The 19,661-nt window shown below is 34.2% G+C and carries 20 protein-coding genes; 7 read left to right on the top strand and 13 right to left on the bottom strand.

Going from position 1 to position 19,661, the window contains the following annotated elements; genetic code table 11:
* Positions 1 to 73 precede the first annotated feature (73 nt).
* A complete protein-coding gene (locus BKH42_RS07475) occupies positions 74 to 889 on the top strand; it encodes a ferritin-like domain-containing protein (RefSeq protein WP_095295997.1) in 816 nt (271 codons plus the stop codon).
* A complete protein-coding gene (locus BKH42_RS07470; RefSeq protein ID WP_095295996.1) occupies positions 886 to 1,782 on the top strand; it encodes a DMT family transporter in 897 nt (298 codons plus the stop codon). The genes BKH42_RS07475 and BKH42_RS07470 overlap by 4 nt, the downstream gene beginning before the upstream one ends.
* Here BKH42_RS07470 and yaaA read toward each other — a convergent pair.
* A complete protein-coding gene (gene yaaA / locus BKH42_RS07465; RefSeq protein WP_095295995.1) occupies positions 1,779 to 2,525 on the bottom strand; it encodes a peroxide stress protein YaaA in 747 nt (248 codons plus the stop codon). The genes BKH42_RS07470 and yaaA overlap by 4 nt on opposite strands.
* 47 nt (positions 2,526 to 2,572) lie before the next feature.
* On the opposite strand from yaaA, the gene BKH42_RS07460 reads away from it, so the two are divergent.
* Entirely contained in the window at positions 2,573 to 3,112 is a 540-nt protein-coding gene (locus BKH42_RS07460; RefSeq protein ID WP_095295994.1) for a DUF4149 domain-containing protein, read from the top strand.
* Positions 3,113 to 3,194: 82 nt separating this feature from the next.
* On the opposite strand, the gene rplT is transcribed toward BKH42_RS07460, so the two are convergent.
* The 11 genes from rplT to nrfH form a co-directional block, all read right to left on the bottom strand.
* Entirely contained in the window at positions 3,195 to 3,545 is a 351-nt protein-coding gene (rplT, locus tag BKH42_RS07455) for a 50S ribosomal protein L20 (protein WP_095295993.1), read from the bottom strand.
* Positions 3,546 to 3,635: 90 nt separating this feature from the next.
* Entirely contained in the window at positions 3,636 to 3,830 is a 195-nt protein-coding gene (gene rpmI, locus BKH42_RS07450; RefSeq protein ID WP_095295992.1) for a 50S ribosomal protein L35, read from the bottom strand.
* A 34-nt stretch (positions 3,831 to 3,864) separates the two neighbouring features.
* A complete protein-coding gene (gene infC, locus BKH42_RS07445; protein ID WP_095295991.1) occupies positions 3,865 to 4,380 on the bottom strand; it encodes a translation initiation factor IF-3 in 516 nt (171 codons plus the stop codon).
* Positions 4,377 to 6,188, bottom strand: a complete 1,812-nt coding sequence (gene thrS, locus BKH42_RS07440) for a threonine--tRNA ligase (protein ID WP_095295990.1) — start codon at positions 6,186 to 6,188, stop codon at positions 4,377 to 4,379. Before thrS ends, infC begins: the two co-directional genes overlap by 4 nt.
* A gap of 119 nt (positions 6,189 to 6,307) precedes the next feature.
* Positions 6,308 to 7,630 carry a sigma-54 dependent transcriptional regulator gene (locus BKH42_RS07435; RefSeq protein WP_095295989.1) on the bottom strand — a complete coding sequence of 441 codons (1,323 nt, stop codon included), beginning with the start codon at positions 7,628 to 7,630 and terminating at the stop codon, positions 6,308 to 6,310.
* On the bottom strand, positions 7,627 to 8,271 hold the full coding sequence (locus BKH42_RS07430; RefSeq protein ID WP_095295988.1) for a hypothetical protein: 645 nt from the start codon (positions 8,269 to 8,271) through the stop codon (positions 7,627 to 7,629). Before BKH42_RS07430 ends, BKH42_RS07435 begins: the two co-directional genes overlap by 4 nt.
* Before the next feature lie 4 nt (positions 8,272 to 8,275).
* Positions 8,276 to 10,750 carry a DNA topoisomerase (ATP-hydrolyzing) subunit A gene (gyrA, locus tag BKH42_RS07425; RefSeq protein WP_095295987.1) on the bottom strand — a complete coding sequence of 825 codons (2,475 nt, stop codon included), beginning with the start codon at positions 10,748 to 10,750 and terminating at the stop codon, positions 8,276 to 8,278.
* 60 nt (positions 10,751 to 10,810) lie between these two features.
* Positions 10,811 to 11,200 carry a diacylglycerol kinase gene (locus tag BKH42_RS07420; protein ID WP_095295986.1) on the bottom strand — a complete coding sequence of 130 codons (390 nt, stop codon included), beginning with the start codon at positions 11,198 to 11,200 and terminating at the stop codon, positions 10,811 to 10,813.
* Positions 11,187 to 12,272: a hypothetical protein gene (locus BKH42_RS07415; RefSeq protein ID WP_095295985.1), complete on the bottom strand. Its 1,086-nt coding sequence runs from the start codon at positions 12,270 to 12,272 to the stop codon at positions 11,187 to 11,189. Before BKH42_RS07415 ends, BKH42_RS07420 begins: the two co-directional genes overlap by 14 nt.
* A 97-nt stretch (positions 12,273 to 12,369) precedes the next feature.
* A complete protein-coding gene (locus BKH42_RS07410) occupies positions 12,370 to 14,196 on the bottom strand; it encodes an ammonia-forming cytochrome c nitrite reductase subunit c552 (RefSeq protein ID WP_095295984.1) in 1,827 nt (608 codons plus the stop codon).
* Positions 14,197 to 14,211: 15 nt separating this feature from the next.
* Positions 14,212 to 14,661, bottom strand: coding sequence for a cytochrome c nitrite reductase small subunit (gene nrfH / locus BKH42_RS07405; RefSeq protein ID WP_257874289.1), 450 nt, complete (start codon positions 14,659 to 14,661; stop codon positions 14,212 to 14,214).
* 126 nt (positions 14,662 to 14,787) lie between these two features.
* Between nrfH and pgeF the strand changes: the two genes are divergently transcribed.
* Genes pgeF through hypD form a run of 4 tightly spaced genes read left to right on the top strand, consistent with a single transcriptional unit; the run spans position 14,788 to position 17,742 of the window.
* Complete coding sequence (pgeF, locus tag BKH42_RS07400) at positions 14,788 to 15,543, top strand: peptidoglycan editing factor PgeF (RefSeq protein ID WP_095295982.1); 756 nt, start codon at positions 14,788 to 14,790, stop codon at positions 15,541 to 15,543.
* A 53-nt stretch (positions 15,544 to 15,596) separates the two neighbouring features.
* A complete protein-coding gene (gene hypB, locus BKH42_RS07395; protein ID WP_095295981.1) occupies positions 15,597 to 16,322 on the top strand; it encodes a hydrogenase nickel incorporation protein HypB in 726 nt (241 codons plus the stop codon).
* An 11-nt stretch (positions 16,323 to 16,333) separates the two neighbouring features.
* Positions 16,334 to 16,594, top strand: coding sequence for a HypC/HybG/HupF family hydrogenase formation chaperone (locus BKH42_RS07390; RefSeq protein ID WP_095295980.1), 261 nt, complete (start codon positions 16,334 to 16,336; stop codon positions 16,592 to 16,594).
* Between the two features lie 5 nt (positions 16,595 to 16,599).
* Complete coding sequence (gene hypD / locus BKH42_RS07385; protein WP_095295979.1) at positions 16,600 to 17,742, top strand: hydrogenase formation protein HypD; 1,143 nt, start codon at positions 16,600 to 16,602, stop codon at positions 17,740 to 17,742.
* Here hypD and BKH42_RS07380 read toward each other — a convergent pair.
* Positions 17,737 to 19,401, bottom strand: coding sequence for an AAA domain-containing protein (locus BKH42_RS07380; protein WP_095295978.1), 1,665 nt, complete (start codon positions 19,399 to 19,401; stop codon positions 17,737 to 17,739). The genes hypD and BKH42_RS07380 overlap by 6 nt on opposite strands.
* Positions 19,402 to 19,661: the final 260 nt, after the last annotated feature.

The raw sequence follows: 19,661 nt of genomic DNA, 5'->3' as shown, positions 1-19,661 counted from the left end.
ATTTTCTTCATGAAGCATTGGTATTATTGGGTTTGATTATTGTCTTTTTAATATATTGGTGGAGGCTCAAAGAATGAATGAATTTTTTTCATCAATTGAAAAAATTTTATTTTCTTCCGCTCCATCGGAAAAATTTATCTTTTTTGCCAATTTTTATTCAAATTTTTTGGAAGGAAAGATTCCTTTCAATCATCATTATATACCAAAAAAGCAGATGCATCCCTCTTATGCAGGTTTTTGCAATATCGTTCATCCAACAAAAATATCTCGTCCAAAAAAACTCCATAGCGAACAAAACCTAGCTAAAATCATTCACTCTCTAGCACACATTGAATATAGTGCTATTGATTTGGCATTAGATGCTACTTATAGATTTCAAAATCTTCCTATGCAATACTATAAAGACTGGCTAGAAGTCGCAAATGAAGAAATAAATCACTTTAAATCACTTAGGGGAATTCTAAATGATTTAAATTTTGATTACGGAGATTTTGATGTGCATAATAACCTCTATGAAGCAATGATATTGAGTGATTCTTGTCTTTTTGATCGAATGGGATTGGTTCATAAGGGACTTGAAGCAATGGGATTAGATGCTAATCCTTTTGTAGTTGCAAAAATAAAAACAACTACCCATCCTATCAAATCCAAAATCATTCAAGCTCTTGAAGTTATTCTCAATGATGAAATTTCGCACGTAAGCAAGGGAAACAAATGGTGGAAATATGCCAATACCTCAAATGTACCTTTTGATGTGTTGGTAAAAAAATTTAGAAATTTTTCAATTATAGGGAAAATACCCAATATTAAAGCTCGTCTTCTGGCTGGTTTTACAGAAGATGAAGTCCTGGATATTCTAAATATGTCTCAACATGGAAATAAAGAATGAAAAAAGAGTTCATCTTTTCGGTGTTATTGCTAATTGCTATGGCATTTTGGGGTCTTAGTTGGCCACTATCTAAGATCATGATTGAATATTTATCACCTTATGAAACCGCTTGTATTAGATTTGGACTCGTTGCACTCTCTTTTGTACCTGTGATGATCTACCTGCATATTCCATTTAAAATTCCAAAAGTATCACATAAGGGAGTTTTTCTCACTTCAATTTTTAATGCTTCTTACTCTATTCTCTTTTTTGTTGGCCTATCCTTGGGCGATGCAGGAAGTGCGGGAGTTATTGTAACGACTCTAGCCCCGATACTAGCATCAATCATAGGAGTTTTTATCCATCACAATAGCCTACTCAAGCGTGAAAAAATAGGTCTTTTTTTAGGACTGGTTTCTGGAGTATTTTTGATGGGAATCAATCATCTTTCATCTTTATTTACTTCATTTAACATAATTTTTTTTATTGCAGCTCTTTTGTGGGGCTCTATAACACTTTCATCAAAAAGTGCAACTTCCCACATCAATGCAATTGCCTTAAATTTCTATTCCTCGTTTTTTAGTTTTATAGTCTTTTTTCCATCATTTTTTATCTTTGGTTTTCCTCAAATTCAAAATCTTGGAGGAATATTTTGGTTCTGCATGATTGTTGTAGCATTACTTTCCACGACGTTTGCTACAACCATCTTCTATAAAGGCGTGAATATATTAGGCATCAACAAGGGCGGGAGTTTTACTCTTTTAGTTCCTATTTTTGCGTTATTATTTTCGTGTTTAATACTTGGAGAGATTCCCAAACTCCATACAATTATTGGGGGAGTGATCGCAATAGCTGCAATTTATTTTATAAATCTGTTCAATCCTAATCACTTTAAAAAAAAACAATCACTCTAAGAAATAATTTCATAACTTAAGGTTAGCACGTCGTTATGATATTTTTTTTCAACTAATTCCAACCCATTGATTTTTAAGCATTCAGGCTTAAGAGGTTTTTTTTCACTCATTTCCTTCAAATAAATTCCTCGATAATATTTCGCATAATGACTGATTTTTTTTTGATTTTTAAAAAATTCTATCCGCGTGTGTTTGTTTTTTAAAGGATAGGCTTTGATATAAATTTCTGCTCTCAAGTCAAGTATTTCCTGATTTTCTAGATATTTATCAATCATAGGAGTTAGTTTTTTATAAAGTTCAAAAACTCCAAATCCATCGTGTTTAAAATTTTGATTGTATTTATAAAAAGGCAATTTATCCCCTGCCCTAACCATCCCAAAAAGATTACTAAAAATCAATACATTATCAAAAATATATTTTTGAGCATCTAGGGAAAGTGTTTGAAACCCTAAAGCTTTATAGGCAACTCCTTGATATAAATTGATAGCTTCTTGCGTATTAGTTTTTCCAATATTTAAAGACAAAACCATTTCATCAAGAATAGATTTTGATTTGAGGTTTTTGCTTCCAAAAAGTTTGCAAATAACATTATCATCCTCTTTTAAGATATCTAAGTACCTCAAAAGATTCTCCTTTAAGACATTTACTGGCAAAGGTAATTGGGTTAAAAAATCAAAGTTATCTTGTGTTGAAATGATTTTCGTAAGATTTTTTCCTTCAGAAGGACTGAATAATATTTTCATTTTATGCTCCTTTTGGTATGATTATACTTATTTTCATAGGAGTTTTAATGAACAAACTAACTTCCATTATTCAACTAATCAATGCAATATATCTGTGGTTGATAGGTGCATGCATAGGTGGTATGATAATTTCTGGAGTAGTGGTCGCACCTATTATTTTTAGTGCCTATAGCTATCTTCCTAGCTTGGGTATCACGCAATATGACTCTGGAATTTTAATGACACAGATTTTTATCAAACTAAATTATCTGCTAAATTTTAGTGCCATTATTATCATTGTCTATGAACTATCAATGTTTAAATCCTCCCTTAAGCCCTCTATCATTCTTTTGGGAATCAATATCTTAAGTGTTTTGCTTATCTTTATTTTCACTCTTTACTACACTCCTGCGATTCTTGAAGCACAAAATATGGGTGCTGCCTATACCGCTACACCAGAGTTTGAAAATACCCATATTCAAAGTGAAATGCTTTTTAAAGTCCTACTTGTAACGCTCAGCATTTCTTTTGTGTGGAGGATTGTCCTATTATCGGCAAAATCACCAGTGAAGACATCAACAACTAGATCTCGCAAAAAAACAGTTTGATTGATCTTTATGGGGTAGGTTTTAAGAGGATTTTATTAAAATTCTAAGTTAGACTATGATTAAAATCATAGTCTAATGTGAGTTAGAGTGAGTTCTTTGCACTCTGTACGATTTTAGCAAATGCACTTGGATCGTTCATCGCCATATCTGCAAGGATTTTTCTATCCAAATCAATATTTGCCAACTTTAGTCCGTGCATGAATTTAGAATAGCTTATATCATTTATTCTACAAGCCGCATTGATTCTGACAATCCATAAACTTCTAAAATCTCTTTTCTTTTGCTTTCTATCACGAAAAGCATAATACATACTTCTTTCAAGTTGTTCTTTTGCTTTTCTAAAATGTTTTCTTCTGCCGCTATAAAAGCCTCTAGCAAGTTTTAAAATCTTTTTGTGTCTTCTTCTTCTAACAACACCTGTTTTTACTCTCATATTTTTCTCCTTAACCTAATTAATAATAGGTGCAAGTCTTATAGACCAAACTTTCCCTCTATTTGCAGAGGAGAGCCACTTATGTATCTTTTATGCCTTACAAAGCATAATTTTTACAGAATCAATGTTCGCACTATGAACATATTTGGGTGCATTCAAATTAGCTTTACGCTGAGGACTTTTTTTAGTCAAAATATGACTTTTAAAAGCACTTCCACGTTTTACAAGATTCTTTTTCAACTTGAATCTTTTTGCCGCACCACGATTTGTTTTCATCTTTGGCATTGTTTTCTCCTTTCATAAGATTGATTTTATTGTACTACTTTTTCTTTGGAACAAAGAGCCAAGATACGTATCTACCTTCAGTTTTTGGCTCTTTTTCTGGTGTGGCAATATCTTCCATCATTGCATTAACACGTTCTAAAACAACCAAACCAACTTTAGGATCACTATTTTCACGACCCTTTAAAACGACTTTAAACTTTACGTGTTTGCCTTCTTCGATAAACTCTCTAGCGTGTTTGACTTTGTAATTGATATCGTTTTGAGCAATCTGTGTGGATAATTTTATCTCTTTAATGTCAATTTGTTTTTGTTTTTTCTTCGCCTCTTTGAGTTTTTTTTCAGCTTGATAGCGATACTTCCCATAATCCATTATTTTACATACTGGAGGTGTCGCATTGGGCGAAATCAATACAAGATCTAAACCTCTAGAATTTGCAATCTTTTGAGCCTCTAGTGAGGAGATAACTCCAAAGGTTTCCCCATCATCTCCAACACATCTAACCTCTGCAAAATCAATTTCTTCATTTAACAACAACTCTTCTTTACTCAAAAGCTAACCTCTTTCATTTTAATTTCTACCATATCTAAAAACTCCTTTTCTTGCATCTCGTATTGAGTTTTTGAGCGTCTATCTCTTATAGATAATATTCTTTGCTCAACTTCCTTAGAACCTATAACAGCTATCATAGGAACACGTTGCTTCTCTGCATTCCTTATTTTTTTGCTTAAAGTTTCATTCTTGTCCATCACTTCAGCATACACACCTATATGTAAAAGTTTCTTTCTGATTTCCATCACATAAGGAAGTTGATCTTCAGAAATAGGTATCAAAACAATTTGAGTGGGTGAGATAAAAAATGGAAACTCTCCCCCAAAATGTTCTGTCAAGATGGCAACAAATCTCTCAAAAGAACCCAAAATAGCTCGATGAATCATAACAGGCTGCTGATAGCTATTGTCTTTGTCGGTGTATTGGAGATTAAATCTCTGAGGCAAGTTCATATCAATTTGAACGGTTCCACATTGCCATTTTCTGCCAATAGCATCTGTAATCTTAATATCTATCTTAGGGCCATAAAAAGCCCCGCCTCCAACATCTACCTTATAATCAATCTCATTACTTTGAAGTGCATCTTCCAATGCAGTGGTGGCAACTTGCCAAACCTCATCACTTCCAATAGATTTTGATGGCCTAGTAGAAAGCTCCATTTCATAATTGAATCCAAATGCCCCCATAATCTTACGAGTAAAATCAATGATATTACTCACCTCAGCTTTAATCTGAGAGGGTTGGCAAAATATATGAGCGTCATCTTGAGTGAATTCTCTAACCCTCAAAAGCCCGTGCAACACTCCACTTTTTTCGTGACGATGCACCACCCCATATTCATAAAACCGCAATGGTAAATCCCGATAACTACGTATTGAACTTTGATAAACTTTAATATGCCCCACACAATTCATAGGCTTAATACCATATTCCACATCATCTATGAGGGTAAAATACATATTTTCCTTGTAATTATCATAATGGCCACTAGTTTTCCAAACACTACTTTTGAGTATTTCAGGACCTCTTACGGGCTCGTATTCTCGGATAATGAGTGCTCTAGTGAGTAATTCTTCAATTCTTCTGCGAAGCCTTGCACCCCTAGGAAGCCATATAGGCAAACCAGATCCAATCTCTTCATCAAATCCAAAAAGACCCATCTCAAGACCAAGTTTTCTGTGATCTCTCTTTTTGGCTTCTTCAAGTTGATGAATATAGGCATTCAGAGTTTCTTTATCAGCAAATGCTATACCATAGATTCTAGTAAGCATTTCAGCTTTTTCATCTCCACCCAAATAAGCACCTGCAAGTTTAGTGAGTTTAAAACTGTGCAAAAATTTTGTATTAGGTAGATGTGGGCCACGACACAAATCCTCAAAATCACCTTGTTTATAAATACCAAACTCATCACCTGATATTTTACTCATAACTGCTTGTTTAAGTTCATCATTTGCAAATTTTTCATTCGCTTGTTTTTTACTTAAGATCTGTTTTGTTATTGGGAGAGCTCTTTTTGCAATCTCCTTCATCTTTTTCTCAATAACTATCAAATCCTCTTCGCTAATTTTTGAACTGGTTTTAAAATCATAATAAAACCCTTCATCTACAACTGGTCCGACAAAAAATTTCGCATCTACATAGAGCTCCTTAATGGCTTGTGCCATCAAATGGGCGCAGGAATGCCTAATAATAGACAATGCATCCATAGAATTATCAAAGTAAATTTCTTCACCCTTAATACATTCTTTTTGAGCAGTTTGAGTATCAAAGATTTTATTATCGTATTTTATGCCTATAACTTCGGACATATATGGTCTTACCTTTTAAATATGAAGTTCAGTGATAAATTTAAGATCTCTTAAAGAAGCGTGATTATAACATAAATTGAACAAAATCTTATCAACTTAGCCCAATAAACGCATATATTTTAAAAATTCAATCCATATTTGGCAATCTTATGTTTAAGCATATCCAAATTCATTCCTAGAACCTCCGCACTCTTTATGATATCTCCCTTGCAATCTTTATACACCTCTTTTATCAAATCAATCTCAAGAGCAGCTATTTTAGAAGAGTTTTTTTTAGGACTCCTACTCTCTAAAAATAAATCCTCTTCTTCTATAAAATCACCTTCACTAAGTATTGTGGCTCTCTCCACTACAGATAATAACTCTCTTATATTTCCATACCATTGATATTCTAACATTTTCTTTTTTGCACCCTCTGAAAAATTCTTGGGGGGGAAATTATATTGTTGCAAAACATTTTCAAGCTTCCAGTATGCAAGGGGAAGAATCTCTTCTATTCGGTCTTTAAGTGGGGGAATACAAATAGGCACTGTTTGAAGTCTAAAAAAAAGATCTTCTCGAAATTCTCCATCTTGCACTTTCTGTTTAAGATTTGCATTGGTAGCAGAAATAAATCTCACATCTATTTTGATATTTTTAGCACTTCCAAGTCTTGTGATTTCTTTTTCTTGAATCGCTCTGAGTAGCTTACTTTGAAGGGATAAGGGCATTTCTCCTATTTCATCTAAAAACACACTCCCCCCATTTGCACATTCAAAAAGACCTGCTTTTGACACACTTGCATCTGTAAATGCTCCTTTTTCATAGCCAAAAAGTTCAGATTCTAGCAGATGATCAGGAATGGCTGCCATATTAATAGCTATGAAAGGATTTTGTTTTCTAGGAGAGTGGTTGTGAATAAATTTGGCAAACACCTCTTTTCCCACACCACTTTCACCCAAAAGCAAAACACTGGCATCTGTGAGTGCAACTTTTTGAGCCATTTTAATAACACTCTGCAATGCCTCTGAAGTAGCTATAAATTCATTTACTTGTGTTGATTTATCCAAAGATTTGGGTGAATTTGGTTTTTGTTGATAATTTTTTTGAAATTCAATGAGTTTTTTACTTCGATAAATAGCTTCCAATAAAAGTTCAGGTTCAAATGGTTTTTGAAAAAAATCTTTCACTCCTAGTCGAATTGATTCAATTGCTTTGTTCAAAGTAGCATTCCCTGTAATGACAATAGCCTCATATCGACCATTTAGAACTCTTAAAAACTCAAGCCCGTCCATTTGTGGCATATTGATATCAGTTATAACCAAGTGAAAGCTATCATCAAGTGACTTGAGTGCATCTTTTGGATTTTTAAAGCTTACTATTTCTAGATCTTCATTGCCATCAAAAAACATTTCCAAACTTTTTCGCATATTGATATCATCTTCGACAATAGCAACCTTCATTTCTTCTCCTTATAAACTTCTAATATCAAAAAACCATTATCCAAATAAGCATTAACGGCTCTAGCAGGAAGACTCAATGTTGTTTGAGTGCGAGTTTGCAAGTTGTTAGTAAAGGTATCATCTATGATCTTTACTCCACTTTTATAAAGACATTCAAGCACAGAGTCTTTTTTTAACTCTAAAATAATTTTCAAAGCATAATCTCCATCATCATTCACAAAATCTCCGATATAAGTATCAATGCTACAACGATAATCAAAGGTATATTTACTACTATTGATTCGAGTTTTGATGGGTTCTGAAATGCTATAACGCTCACCTTTAGGAATACCGTTTTTGACATAAAGCTGGTAGGAGATTAAAAATTCTCTCTTTTTAGGTTCTGAAATTATTTCTGTTTGTAGTAGATCTGGGGGTAAAAACGCAGAAGGCAACACCTGAGGTAAAACCCCTTCCAAATAATTACTTTTAACCATCTCCAATGAAGGCAAAGCCAAAAGATTGGAGATTTTACTAAAATCAGAAAATAAATATTTTTGAGGCAAAGATGTAAAAGTTAAAGAATTGCTCTTAGAAGTTTGAAAATCATAAGCACATAAACTCGTAAGCATTATCCCTATAAAAAGTAACTTCTTTAACATAATGTTATACTAGGCCATCCTCACTTTCATCTTCTTCGTCTGTTATTTCTTTAGGACAGCGACTCACATAAGCGACTTTTTCAGTACCTACGTTGATAATCTTCACTCCACTAGTATTTCTTCCAGCTTCTCTGATGGCTTCAATGGCAACACGTATCATTTTTCCACTTGTAGTAAGCACCATTAAATCCATATCCTCATCATTGACATTCACAACACTCACAAGTTTCCCTGTTTTTGAAGTCAATTTCATAACGATAACGCCCTTACCTCCTCGACTTTGGAAACGATATGCACCCGCTAAAGTCTGTTTTCCAATACCTTGCTCACTCACAGTTAGAAGTTTATCGGTATCTGAAGTGATGGTTGTAGCACCAATAACAAAATCTTCATTTGCTTTAAACCGAATACCAGTCACTCCTCTAGAAACCCTTCCAATCTCCCTCACATCATCAACACTAAAACGAATACACATTCCTTGATATGTGGCAATAAATAACTCTTTTACATCTTTATGTACAATCTTTGCAGTTACCAACTCATCTCCATCATCAAGATTGATAGCACGTACGCCCACACTTCTAATATTGCTATACTCACTCAAATTGGTTCGTTTGACGATACCATTTTTGGTAAAAAATACCAAAGATTTATCATTATTAAAGTCAGTTGTTGTTATGGTTGCCATAATTTTTTCATCTGCTGAAAGATTGATAAGATTAACTACAGCCTTGCCTATTGCTGTTCGACCTGCTTCTGGGATTTTATAGACTTTGAGCCAATACAACTGCCCTTTATCAGTTACAAACATAATAGTATCGTGCGTATTTGCAATAAAAAACGATTCAATAAAATCATCATCGTGGGTATTTCCAGATATTTTTCCCTTGCCTCCACGATTTTGTTTTTCATAAGTTTTGAGCTGCACACGTTTAACATACCCACGATGACTCATTGTTACAACGACAGATTCATTAGGTATCAAATCTTCAATATCAATAGCATCATAATCTTCTTCTATTTGTGTTTTTCTAGGCGAACTAAACTTTTCTTTTATCTCTATGAGTTCTTCTTTTATGATTTTTTTGAGTTCATCTTCACTTTTAAGAATCGCATTGAGTCTTTCAATTTGTGCCAACAATTCTTTATATTCTTGTTCAATCTTATCACGTTCTAGCCCTGTGAGACGTTGCAATCTCATCTCTAATATGGCTTTGCTTTGAAGCTCAGAGAGGCCAAATTTTTCCATTAAGCCACTTTTTGCTTCATCGGTATCTTTACTAGCACGAATAAGCTTGATAACCTCATCAATATGATCAAGTGCGATCTTGAGCCCTTCTAAAATATGTGCTCTTGCCTTTGCTTTTTCTAATTCAAAAATTGTTCTACGAATCACAACAGTTTTGCGATGAGATATAAAAAGATTGAGCAATTCAGAAAGGCTGAATATCTTTGGCTCTTTGTTATTGATTGCCAAAAGAATGATTCCAAACGTAGATTCCATCGTAGTAGATTTATACAAATGGTTAAGGACAATCTCACTCATGGCTTCTTTTTTGAGTTCAATAACAACCCTGATACCTTCACGATCAGATTCATCTCTTACTTCTGAAATACCTTCAATGATTTTATCCTTGGCCAATTCACTTATTTGTTCAACAAGCTTTGCTTTATTAGTCTGATAAGGAACCTCATCTATAACGATAACATCTTTTGTCTTTGTTTTTTCAATATGAACTTTTGCCCTTACTTTTATCCTGCCCCTACCTGTCCTATAAGCCTCTATGATTCCTTGTTTTCCAAATATAATTCCACCAGTAGGGAAATCAGGGCCATTCACAAATCCCATCAATTCTTCCAAAGAAGCATCAGGGGTATCAATCACATAAATGAGAGCATCAATGATTTCATCTATTCGGTGCGGGGGTATGGAAGTTGCCATACCAACTGCAATGCCACTTGAACCATTAACAAGAAGGTTTGGAATACGACTAGGTAGAACATCTGGCTCTTTGAGTGTATCATCATAGTTTGGCACAAAATCGACTGTATCCTTATCTATGTCTTTTAATATTTCTTCACTTGCTTGAGTCATCCTGGCTTCTGTATATCTCATTGCCGCAGCATTATCGCCATCAATGGAACCAAAATTTCCTTGTCCATCTACAAGCTCAAGTCTCATTGAAAAATCCTGTGCCATTCTAACAAGTGCATCATATACGGCAGTATCGCCGTGTGGATGATATTTACCGATAACATCCCCTACAATCCTCGCACTTTTCTTATAAGCTACCCTTGAAGTCAATCCAAGCTCACTCATTGCATACAAAATTCTCCTATGCACAGGCTTGAGTCCATCTTTTGCATCAGGCAAGGCACGTCCAATGATGACACTCATTGAATAATCAAGATAACTCTCTTTAACAGAATCATCAATTTTTACATCTACCACGCTTGTATTATCCAACAAATTGTCCATTAACGCTCCATTATTTTCTGATTACTTTTCAAGTATTTTAACTTATTTTTGCTTAATCTCTCAAACACCATACTTATCCCATAGAAAACTTCCCCAAACCCATATCCAAAAAACCAATGCCACAAATTGAGCTGCACTTCCCATATCTTTTGCTTTTTTAGCTAAAGGATGGGATTTTAAACTCGTGAAGTCAATCGCATTTTCAATCGCACTATTGATAAGCTCCACAATAATAGATGTAATAGGAGGCAATATCAAAAGAATCTTTTCATTCCAAGAATCTGCAATAACAAAAGTTCCCAAAATACACAAAACCGCCAAAATGAAGACCTGCCTGAAGGCTGCTTCATCCTTCCAAGCACTCAAAAATCCATCTTTAGAATAAAAAAAGGCATTAAAAAGTCTTTTCAGACCTCCCTTACCTTTTTTATTATTTCTATTTTGTGGCATTAGGAATGACTTGAGTTTTTAAATCATAGTTATTGAAAATTTTAGCAAGTATTTTTTGTTGCGTTCCTTGATGCTCAATATTTAAGAAAATATCCGAAGAGAGATTGAAATAAGATCCCTTTTCTTGCTTAGGAAGAAGTGAGATTTTTACCCCCGAAGCTTGATTTGTAGCCATCTGTTTGAGCCCATCTACAAATCCAAGCACACCATCTTGATAAGGACTACCCAAAACACCTATTGCCCCAAGAACAAAACCGCTAAGATTTTTAAAATTTTCAATAACAAGATTATATTTTCCATCATCAAAACCACTCTCAGGTTGTGCCTGTTCATAGATTGACTGAACAATCGGATACAAGGATTTTTTAAGATTTGTAGAATTTAACCCTAAAGCTATCTCGTCAATGGCAAAATCATAACTCTTGATTTTTTCAACAGATTTCTGGCTTGAACCAAAATCTTTGAAATAACTAGTAACTGATTTCAAAGCTGTTTTGTTTATCATTTTCTCATTTTTTATTCTTTGAAGTTGGCTAAACTCATAATTTAGTGCATTGCTTCTGATTTCACAATGTGATTTTATCTGCATTTCACCTGTTTTTTTATCTAGCATTTTATATTTTTGATCACATTTCAATTCATTTGGCTTTAAAATACTATAAAGTCCAAACATATTCGAATCTACATTGCCCTTGATCTCATCATCAAAAACACCCGAAGAAATCTTAGAAATCTCAATTGATGCATTGAGTTCGCTGGTTTGAAAATCATTTAGACGCAAAGCAACTTCACTTAGTTCTATCAATTTTTCTTTCGTATCTCTTTGCATGATTGTAACATTCTTACTAACACACTCATAACCAAGTATTCCTGAACATACAAAAGGTTTAAATTCAATCTGGGTATAGTTATTTTTTTCCATTTCATCACTAAATGCTTGAACAGATTGATTCAAAGTTATCTGTAACTGATGCCTAAAATCAGAACTAATCTTATACCCCACGCCCAACAAAACTACAATAACTAGAGCCCCTAAAATCAAGAAAATATTTAAAACCTTCCTGTTAAACATTGAAATATCCTCGCCTTAAATTTAAATATTGTTTGAATGATTATAGCAGATTATTGGGTGGAATATTCCCTCTCCAAATAAGAGAGGAAATATATTTTTAATGAATATTGATTGTTTTATCCAATACTTGATAACGATAAGGTTTGATATTTTCATCTAGTTTGATCAAATCTTTAGGGGGAGCGACATTTACATCTTTTTCCTCATAGAACCTATCTCCTTTTTTATGATTCCCAACATCAACTTGCCACCTCAACTCTTTGGGTGCAAATTTTTGAATATCTTGAAAAGTCAGATTTGAAGCTTTAAACTTGATGTGATTTTTACTGGCTACTTCTGCTAGTAAAATCTGGCCTCTTCTTGCCATATCAATAGCTTGTAAAAGCATTCTTGAAGCCTCCTGAGGATTATGAAATCCTGCTGAATTCTCTGCGTTTGCAAAATCAGCTCTCATTTGAGATTTGCGATGAAGAATCAGGATCTCTTGAAGTTCTTTTGAAATTTTCCCTTCATCAGGTTTATTATTTGTCTGATACAGACTCAATTTACCAAGCTCTCCACGCACATATTTAATATCCACAATCAAACTCACAATAGCATATTCAGCACTTCTGAGATCAAAAGCAACAGAATTTTGAATATTATAGACCTGATTTCTCAAATAATCCTCACTTTGAGCATGACAACTCTTACAAGAACTATTGATATCATTCAAAGGAGAAGTGATATTATGCTGACTCACCTTCTTAGAACCTTTTCGGGTGTATGGCATATGACAATCAGCACAGCTTACACCATTAGCAGCGTGAATACCACCGCTATACATTTCAGATTCTGGATGTTGGATTTTTAGCATTGGGGCTTTTGTATCCCTATGAATCCAATCATAAGGGAAAACATCCTTATTTTTATCATAATAATCATCTAACATCTCAATTCTAAAGGGTTTGCCCTTTTTCCATTCATTCCAAGGAAAAGTCAATTCAATCCCATCGGCAACGATTTCAATAGGTTTATTTCCATTTCTCCAAATATCGATTTCATCATAGGTCTTTTGTGTTCCATTCCACCATTTAGCATTTGTATCTGCAGAAATACTCTCCCCCATGATCTTCACTTTTTTACCTGTAGGGCGGAAATAATACTCAACGTGGCACTGTGAGCAAACCAACGTTCTCATTTCCTGCCTACTTGCTTTGATTCCTTGAACACTATCAGCTTTATAACCCCTAGCAATCAAAGCATTAATAGCCGCAGGTCGTGTGATTCTTAATCCCATATCATTTGGGTTATGACAATCCGCACACGTAAGCCCCATTCTAGTGCCACCGTGCATTCCTCTATGTTCTATGCTGTCAGCTTTTTGACCATCCATCAAAGGAACATTTTTTATCATTGTCCAATATTGGGTTGTATTAAAAGCACTCCAATCTTCTTTGGCAACATTTTTATAAAGCCAAGGCACCCATCCACTGTGACAATTCATACAAGCAGTAGGCTGACCATTAAACGCCTTCAAACCAGAAGAATTGAGCAAATCTTTATGATTTCTTCCTGTGCTCATTTGATCATTTTGTGCATAAAAATGACCTCGTTCTTCATTAAAATCTACAGCAAAGGCATATCCCGCCCACAATAAAGTCAATTGAGGGTATCTCATCAATTTATTATAAGAAAGATTCCCTCCAAATTCAGTGGGCTTTGGCTCTTGGTTTTGAACACTCAGATACATATCCAAATACTCTGGAAAATTTTTGCCCCAACTATCAAATCTAGGGTCGTTATCACTGAGTTCAATTATGGGGTTTTTACCTACACTTGAAGCCTCATATTTCTTTTGTGTGATGTCCGAATTTAACCAAAAAACCCCTACACCTACCAACACTCCTACTACAATCACAATCCACAATATCTTATTTCTCATTAACTCCTCCTAAAATTAAAATCCACGTGAATGCCCCACGCCCTTATGACAAGATACACATTTCAGAGACTTATCTTGATGAGCATTTTGCAACGTTGGATTCACAACATTTTGCACATAGGGCAAATGGCAGTTGATACAATTTTGCTGAACGATTTCCTCTGTCTTTTTTGTAGCACTAAAATGTGTGGGGAGATCCTTAACAAAAGTAAATGCATATGCGTGTCCCACACCACTTTGAGCCTTCGCTATCCACTTGGAGATAAACTTATGAGGCAAATGACAATCACCACAAGTCGCAACTCTTTTATGTGAACTTTTATTCCAATCAGCATACACTTCGTTCATCACGTGACAATTGTTACAGGCTTGAGAGTTGTTACTAAAATACGAAAAACCTTCCGCATTATAGAAGGTAAAAACCGCCCCTCCTGCAACAACAACCAAAATAAAAACAGCTAAAATAGCTAGGAATAAATCTTTATTTAGCTTCAAAACCTTCCTTTAATTTGGGTTTATGAGAATGATTTTAGTGCTAAAATAAAATCATTTTATTGATGTGGATCAATCCACTTTGAAAGGATTTTCAAAATGACCCATGAAAGTATCTTTTATTCGAGCAAAACTAGCTCTGTATTTAAAAATAAAAATATTGCTTTCATATTAACCTCAAGGCATCAGGGCACAAGTCTTTATCCTTATGAAAGCTTAAACCTTGCTTATCATGTAGGAGATGACAAATCTCATGTGGATAAAAATAGGAAGATAATTCAAAATATCTTTTGCCAGGACAAAGAATTCTTATGGATGGAACAAACACATAGCGATATTATCCTAGATGTAGATAAAAAGCATTACAAAGATGGATTTATAGGAATAGGAGATGCTATGATATGCAATGATAAAGATCGTGCTTGCATGATAATGGTGGCAGATTGCAACCCCATATTAATTTATGATCCAAATATTGAATCTTTCGCCCTTATTCACGCAGGAAGAAAGGGGTTAATGAATTCTATAATTCCTAAAACAATCCATAAAATGATAGCTTCATATGGAGGAAAACCTGAAAATATGATGGTCTTTGTAGGAGCCTCCATCAGGAAATGCTGTTATGAAATCAACAAAGAACTCGCACAATCTTTTAAAAAATCTTACATCAATGAAAATGATTCCAAATTCAAGCTAGATATGATTAAATGGATCCAAGATCAACTTTTCAAATGCCATATTCAAAGGGAAAACATACAAATTTTACCAACTTGTTCTTGTTGCGAAACAAACCTATTTTCTTATCGCAGAGATTGTATCACCGGAAGATTTGGACTTCTTGTGAAATTGCTCTGAATATTTAAATGCAAAAAGTATAATACGTCAAACCCTAGAAGAAGGCATTGAAAATGAATACACGAGAAAACTCCCTGAACAATAATCCAAACCTAAACAAAAAAAATATCCAGATCGTAGAAAAAATCTTAAGCAAAAATGACCTCAAAGCAAACGAATTACGAGAAAAGTATAAAAATGAACACCTATACACTATCAACTTGATGAGCTCTCCTGGAAGTGGCAAAACAACCTTATTGGAGAATTTAGCAGATTTTGATGATTTTAAATTCTGTGTTGTAGAAGGAGATTTACAAACAAATCGTGATGCTGATAGGCTGATTAAAAAAGGGGTTTTTGCCGAGCAAATCACCACAGGAGAAGCTTGTCACCTTGAGGCAAGTATGGTAGAGTTAGCATATGAAAAACTCAAAAAAGAAGGCGCCATTAATAAAGTGGATTATCTTGTGATTGAAAATGTGGGAAATTTAGTTTGTCCAGCTAGTTATGATCTAGGAGCGGCTCTAAATGTGGTATTACTTTCTGTACCAGAAGGTGATGATAAAGTTCTAAAATACCCTACAATGTTTTTATGTGCAGATGTTGTGCTTATCAGTAAATCCGATATGATTGATTACTTTGGTTTTAGAGTTTCCCAAGTACAAGAAGATATGGCAAAACTCAAACCAAATGTGCCGATATTTTTGACAAGTAGCAAGGATAAAAAAAGTCTGGAAAATTTCAAAGATTTTATCATAAACAGCAAAAAACAAGGCTATTATTCCAAACACTCATTTTAAAGGAAGATAAAATGTGTTTAGCTATCCCCTCTAAAGTTATCACAATTGACCAACAAAGCAACACTGCGACACTTGAAACACTTGGAGTAAGGCGTCAAGCAAGTTTAGATCTAATGAATGAAGAAGTCCATATTGGCGAGTATGTTCTGTTGCATATTGGTTATGTGATGAGCAAAATAAATGAACAAGATGCCCTAGAATCTATCAAACTCTATGAACAAATGATAGACTCAATGGAAGATGAATATGTCGATGAAGAATATCGAGTATAAAAAATATGATAATAAACAAATCAAAGAATATTGACGAGACTTTGTTGATTGATTCTTTTAGAGACAAAAAAACCATTCTTGCTTTATCACACATCATAACAAATTTAGCCTCCAAACTACCAAAAAAACTTCATATTATGGAGGTTTGTGGGGGACACACACATACTTTAATGCGTTATGGATTAAACAGATTGCTACCTGAAAATATAGAATTCATACACGGACCAGGTTGCCCTGTATGTATTATGCCTAAAAATAGAATTGATCAAGCATATGATATTGCATCCGCACAAGATACCATCTTGCTCACGCTTGGGGATATGATGAAAGTTCCAGGATCTAAAGGAAGTCTTCAAGATGCTAGAGCTAATGGAAAAGATGTTCGCTTCATCTATTCTCCTTTACAAGCAATAGAAATTGCATCTAAAAATCCAGATAAAAAAGTGATTTATTTTGCTATCGGATTTGAAACCACAACGCCGATGACCGCTTCTTTATTGCAGCGAGTTTTAGATTTAAATATAAAAAATCTTTTTTTTCACATCAATCACGTCTTAGTCCCTCCTCCCCTAAAAACGATTCTCTCGCATAAGGATTGCAAGATCAACGCCTTGATAGCTCCATCCCATGTGAGCGTTATCACAGGTGCAAAAATTTATAAACCTCTTTTAGATAAATATCGCATACCTATTGTTGTGAGCGGTTTTGAACCTGTAGATATGATGGAGAGTATCTTAAAACTTGTATTACAGACAATAGAGCAAAACTATAAGCTTGAAATCCAATATTCACGCATTGTGAATATGGAAGGAAATACAAAAGCACAAAAGATGGTAGAAAAATTTATGATAGCTAGAGAAAATTTTGAGTGGAGAGGACTAGGAAATATTCCTTACTCAGCCCTAAAACTCAAAGAAGAATATACCCATCTTGATGCTGAGATCATATTTGATGATATATTGAATAAAACCCCTATCAAAGACAATAAAGCCTGTCGCTGTGGAGATATTTTAAGAGGAGTTACCAAACCTCCTGATTGCAAAGTATTTGGCAAATCTTGCACACCGCTTAACCCTCTAGGAAGCTGTATGGTAAGCTCAGAGGGTGCTTGTGCTGCCTACTATAAATATGGCGAGTTAAAATCATAAATTCAAATCAATCGCCTTATCAAATGGTTTGGAAATATCAAGGATATTCTTCAAGAACTGTCCTTGTTGCATTTTCCAAAACTCATAATCACACACCACAATCAATCGCTTTTTAATCCTACTAACTGCAACATTTAAAGCGTGTAATGCCTTAAAGTTGTAAGAATCAGTGAGATGATAATGCAACATAACAGGAGAAAATACAACCGTATCAAACTCTTGTCCCTGCGAACCATGAATCGTCCAAACCCTATCTTTAGGGATTCCAACATCAATCATATATTTTCTTTGCTTCACAAATGGAGTGATAATAGCATAATCAGTATTTCCTAGAATACGTGAGAGTTCTAGTGCGTTTCTGGCCTCAGAGCTATTGATATGTTTTTCATCTTTTGCAATCGATCTACTATCAATATAAAAAAGCTCTGTGTGTTCATCAATCCCCTTAAGACCATTTTTATAAATATAAGAATCTAAAATTTTTGCTAAATTATCTCCATAACGATGAGTTTTAGTAAGCTTAGTAACATAAATGTCTTGAAAGACAATTTCCTGATATTGGGTTTTATGGAAAATCTGATGATTTTTACTCAAAGCTTCACTTTTAAGAAATTCCTCCATGCTAAGTGCAGATAAATTCCACAAATTAGCATAAAAGTTATCTCCTACAGAAATATCTTTTTGTGGCATCTCGCAAATAGGGCTTAACTGTTTATGATCTCCTAAAAATGTCAGCGGTGTATTATCCACACATAATGCACAGGCCTTTATAAGAGGAGTGAAAGCACATTCATCAAGAAAAATATGATTAAAATTTATTTCTAATCCCCTATATTTTTTAATAAATCCATCCACGGTCATTCCAACAAGCAAGGATTCTTTGAGTCTATCTTTAGTGTTAATATCAAAATTAAAGAGATTCAAAGAACTAGTCTTTTTCAAAACATTTGGATCGCAAACCTCAATATAATCGTTCAAAAATGAACTTGTAGGCATGCCTAAGCGAAGAATTTTCTCTCGGTTCAATCCTAGTTGATCAAATTTCTTTATAAGGGTTTTTAAAACCTGCTCTAGTGCGTTATTTGTAGGGGCTAAGACACAAACTTTCTTACCAGCATAAATAAAATTTAAAAGAGATTCAAACAAAACAATCTGTGTTTTACCGCTACCTGGAGGCCCCCATACATACGTGATTGGATGGGAAAAAATATTTTCAATCGCAACCCTCTGTTCCAAGGTAGCTTCTTTTGAAATATCAGGCTTTAAAATACCAATCCTATCTGGCAAGAAGATCTCATCGCCTTGCAAAAAGAAATCCTCAACATTTTTAACCAAAAATTTCAAATCACTCAAAATAGCGATTTCTTGCTTTTTGGTTTTTTTGATTTTATCGCATATCCCATCATCAACCTCTAGACACAAAATATTTGATTGTTCATCATAATACTTTGCCCCTACTCCATCTTCTCCGATATAAAAATCACTCTCTCCAATCCTTAAGATCAAGCTCTCAAGATTGAATATTTTGTTCCTCAAAGAAAAATAAATCTCATTTTTAGAAATATTAAAATCCACAATTTTTATGCTATCAAGCCCCCGATCATTTTCAGCCAAAAACTGATAATAGACTTGGCTTGATTTTATTAGAATATCTCTCATTGCTCCAACTCGTTTTTTTGCTATAAAGATACCCTATTTATTCAAAATTTTTAATAATACAAAGACCTGATTTTCTCTTTAACTAAATAATTTTCGCTCAATCCAGCAACAAGGCATTTAATATCCATTTTTATAATCACATTCCTATCATCAACATCTCTTCTCCTAATCCTAGAGGTATCTCTAATAATTACTTCAAAGAATTCAATGTCAATAAAGAAGGTCTCATCCTCAATAATTCAAAAGATCTATTCACTCTT

Source organism: Helicobacter sp. 13S00482-2 (genome assembly GCF_002272795.1).
Classification (GTDB): domain Bacteria; phylum Campylobacterota; class Campylobacteria; order Campylobacterales; family Helicobacteraceae; genus Helicobacter_J.
Note: the sequence above shows the minus strand (reverse complement) of the source record. Positions and strands in the feature narration are given on the sequence as shown.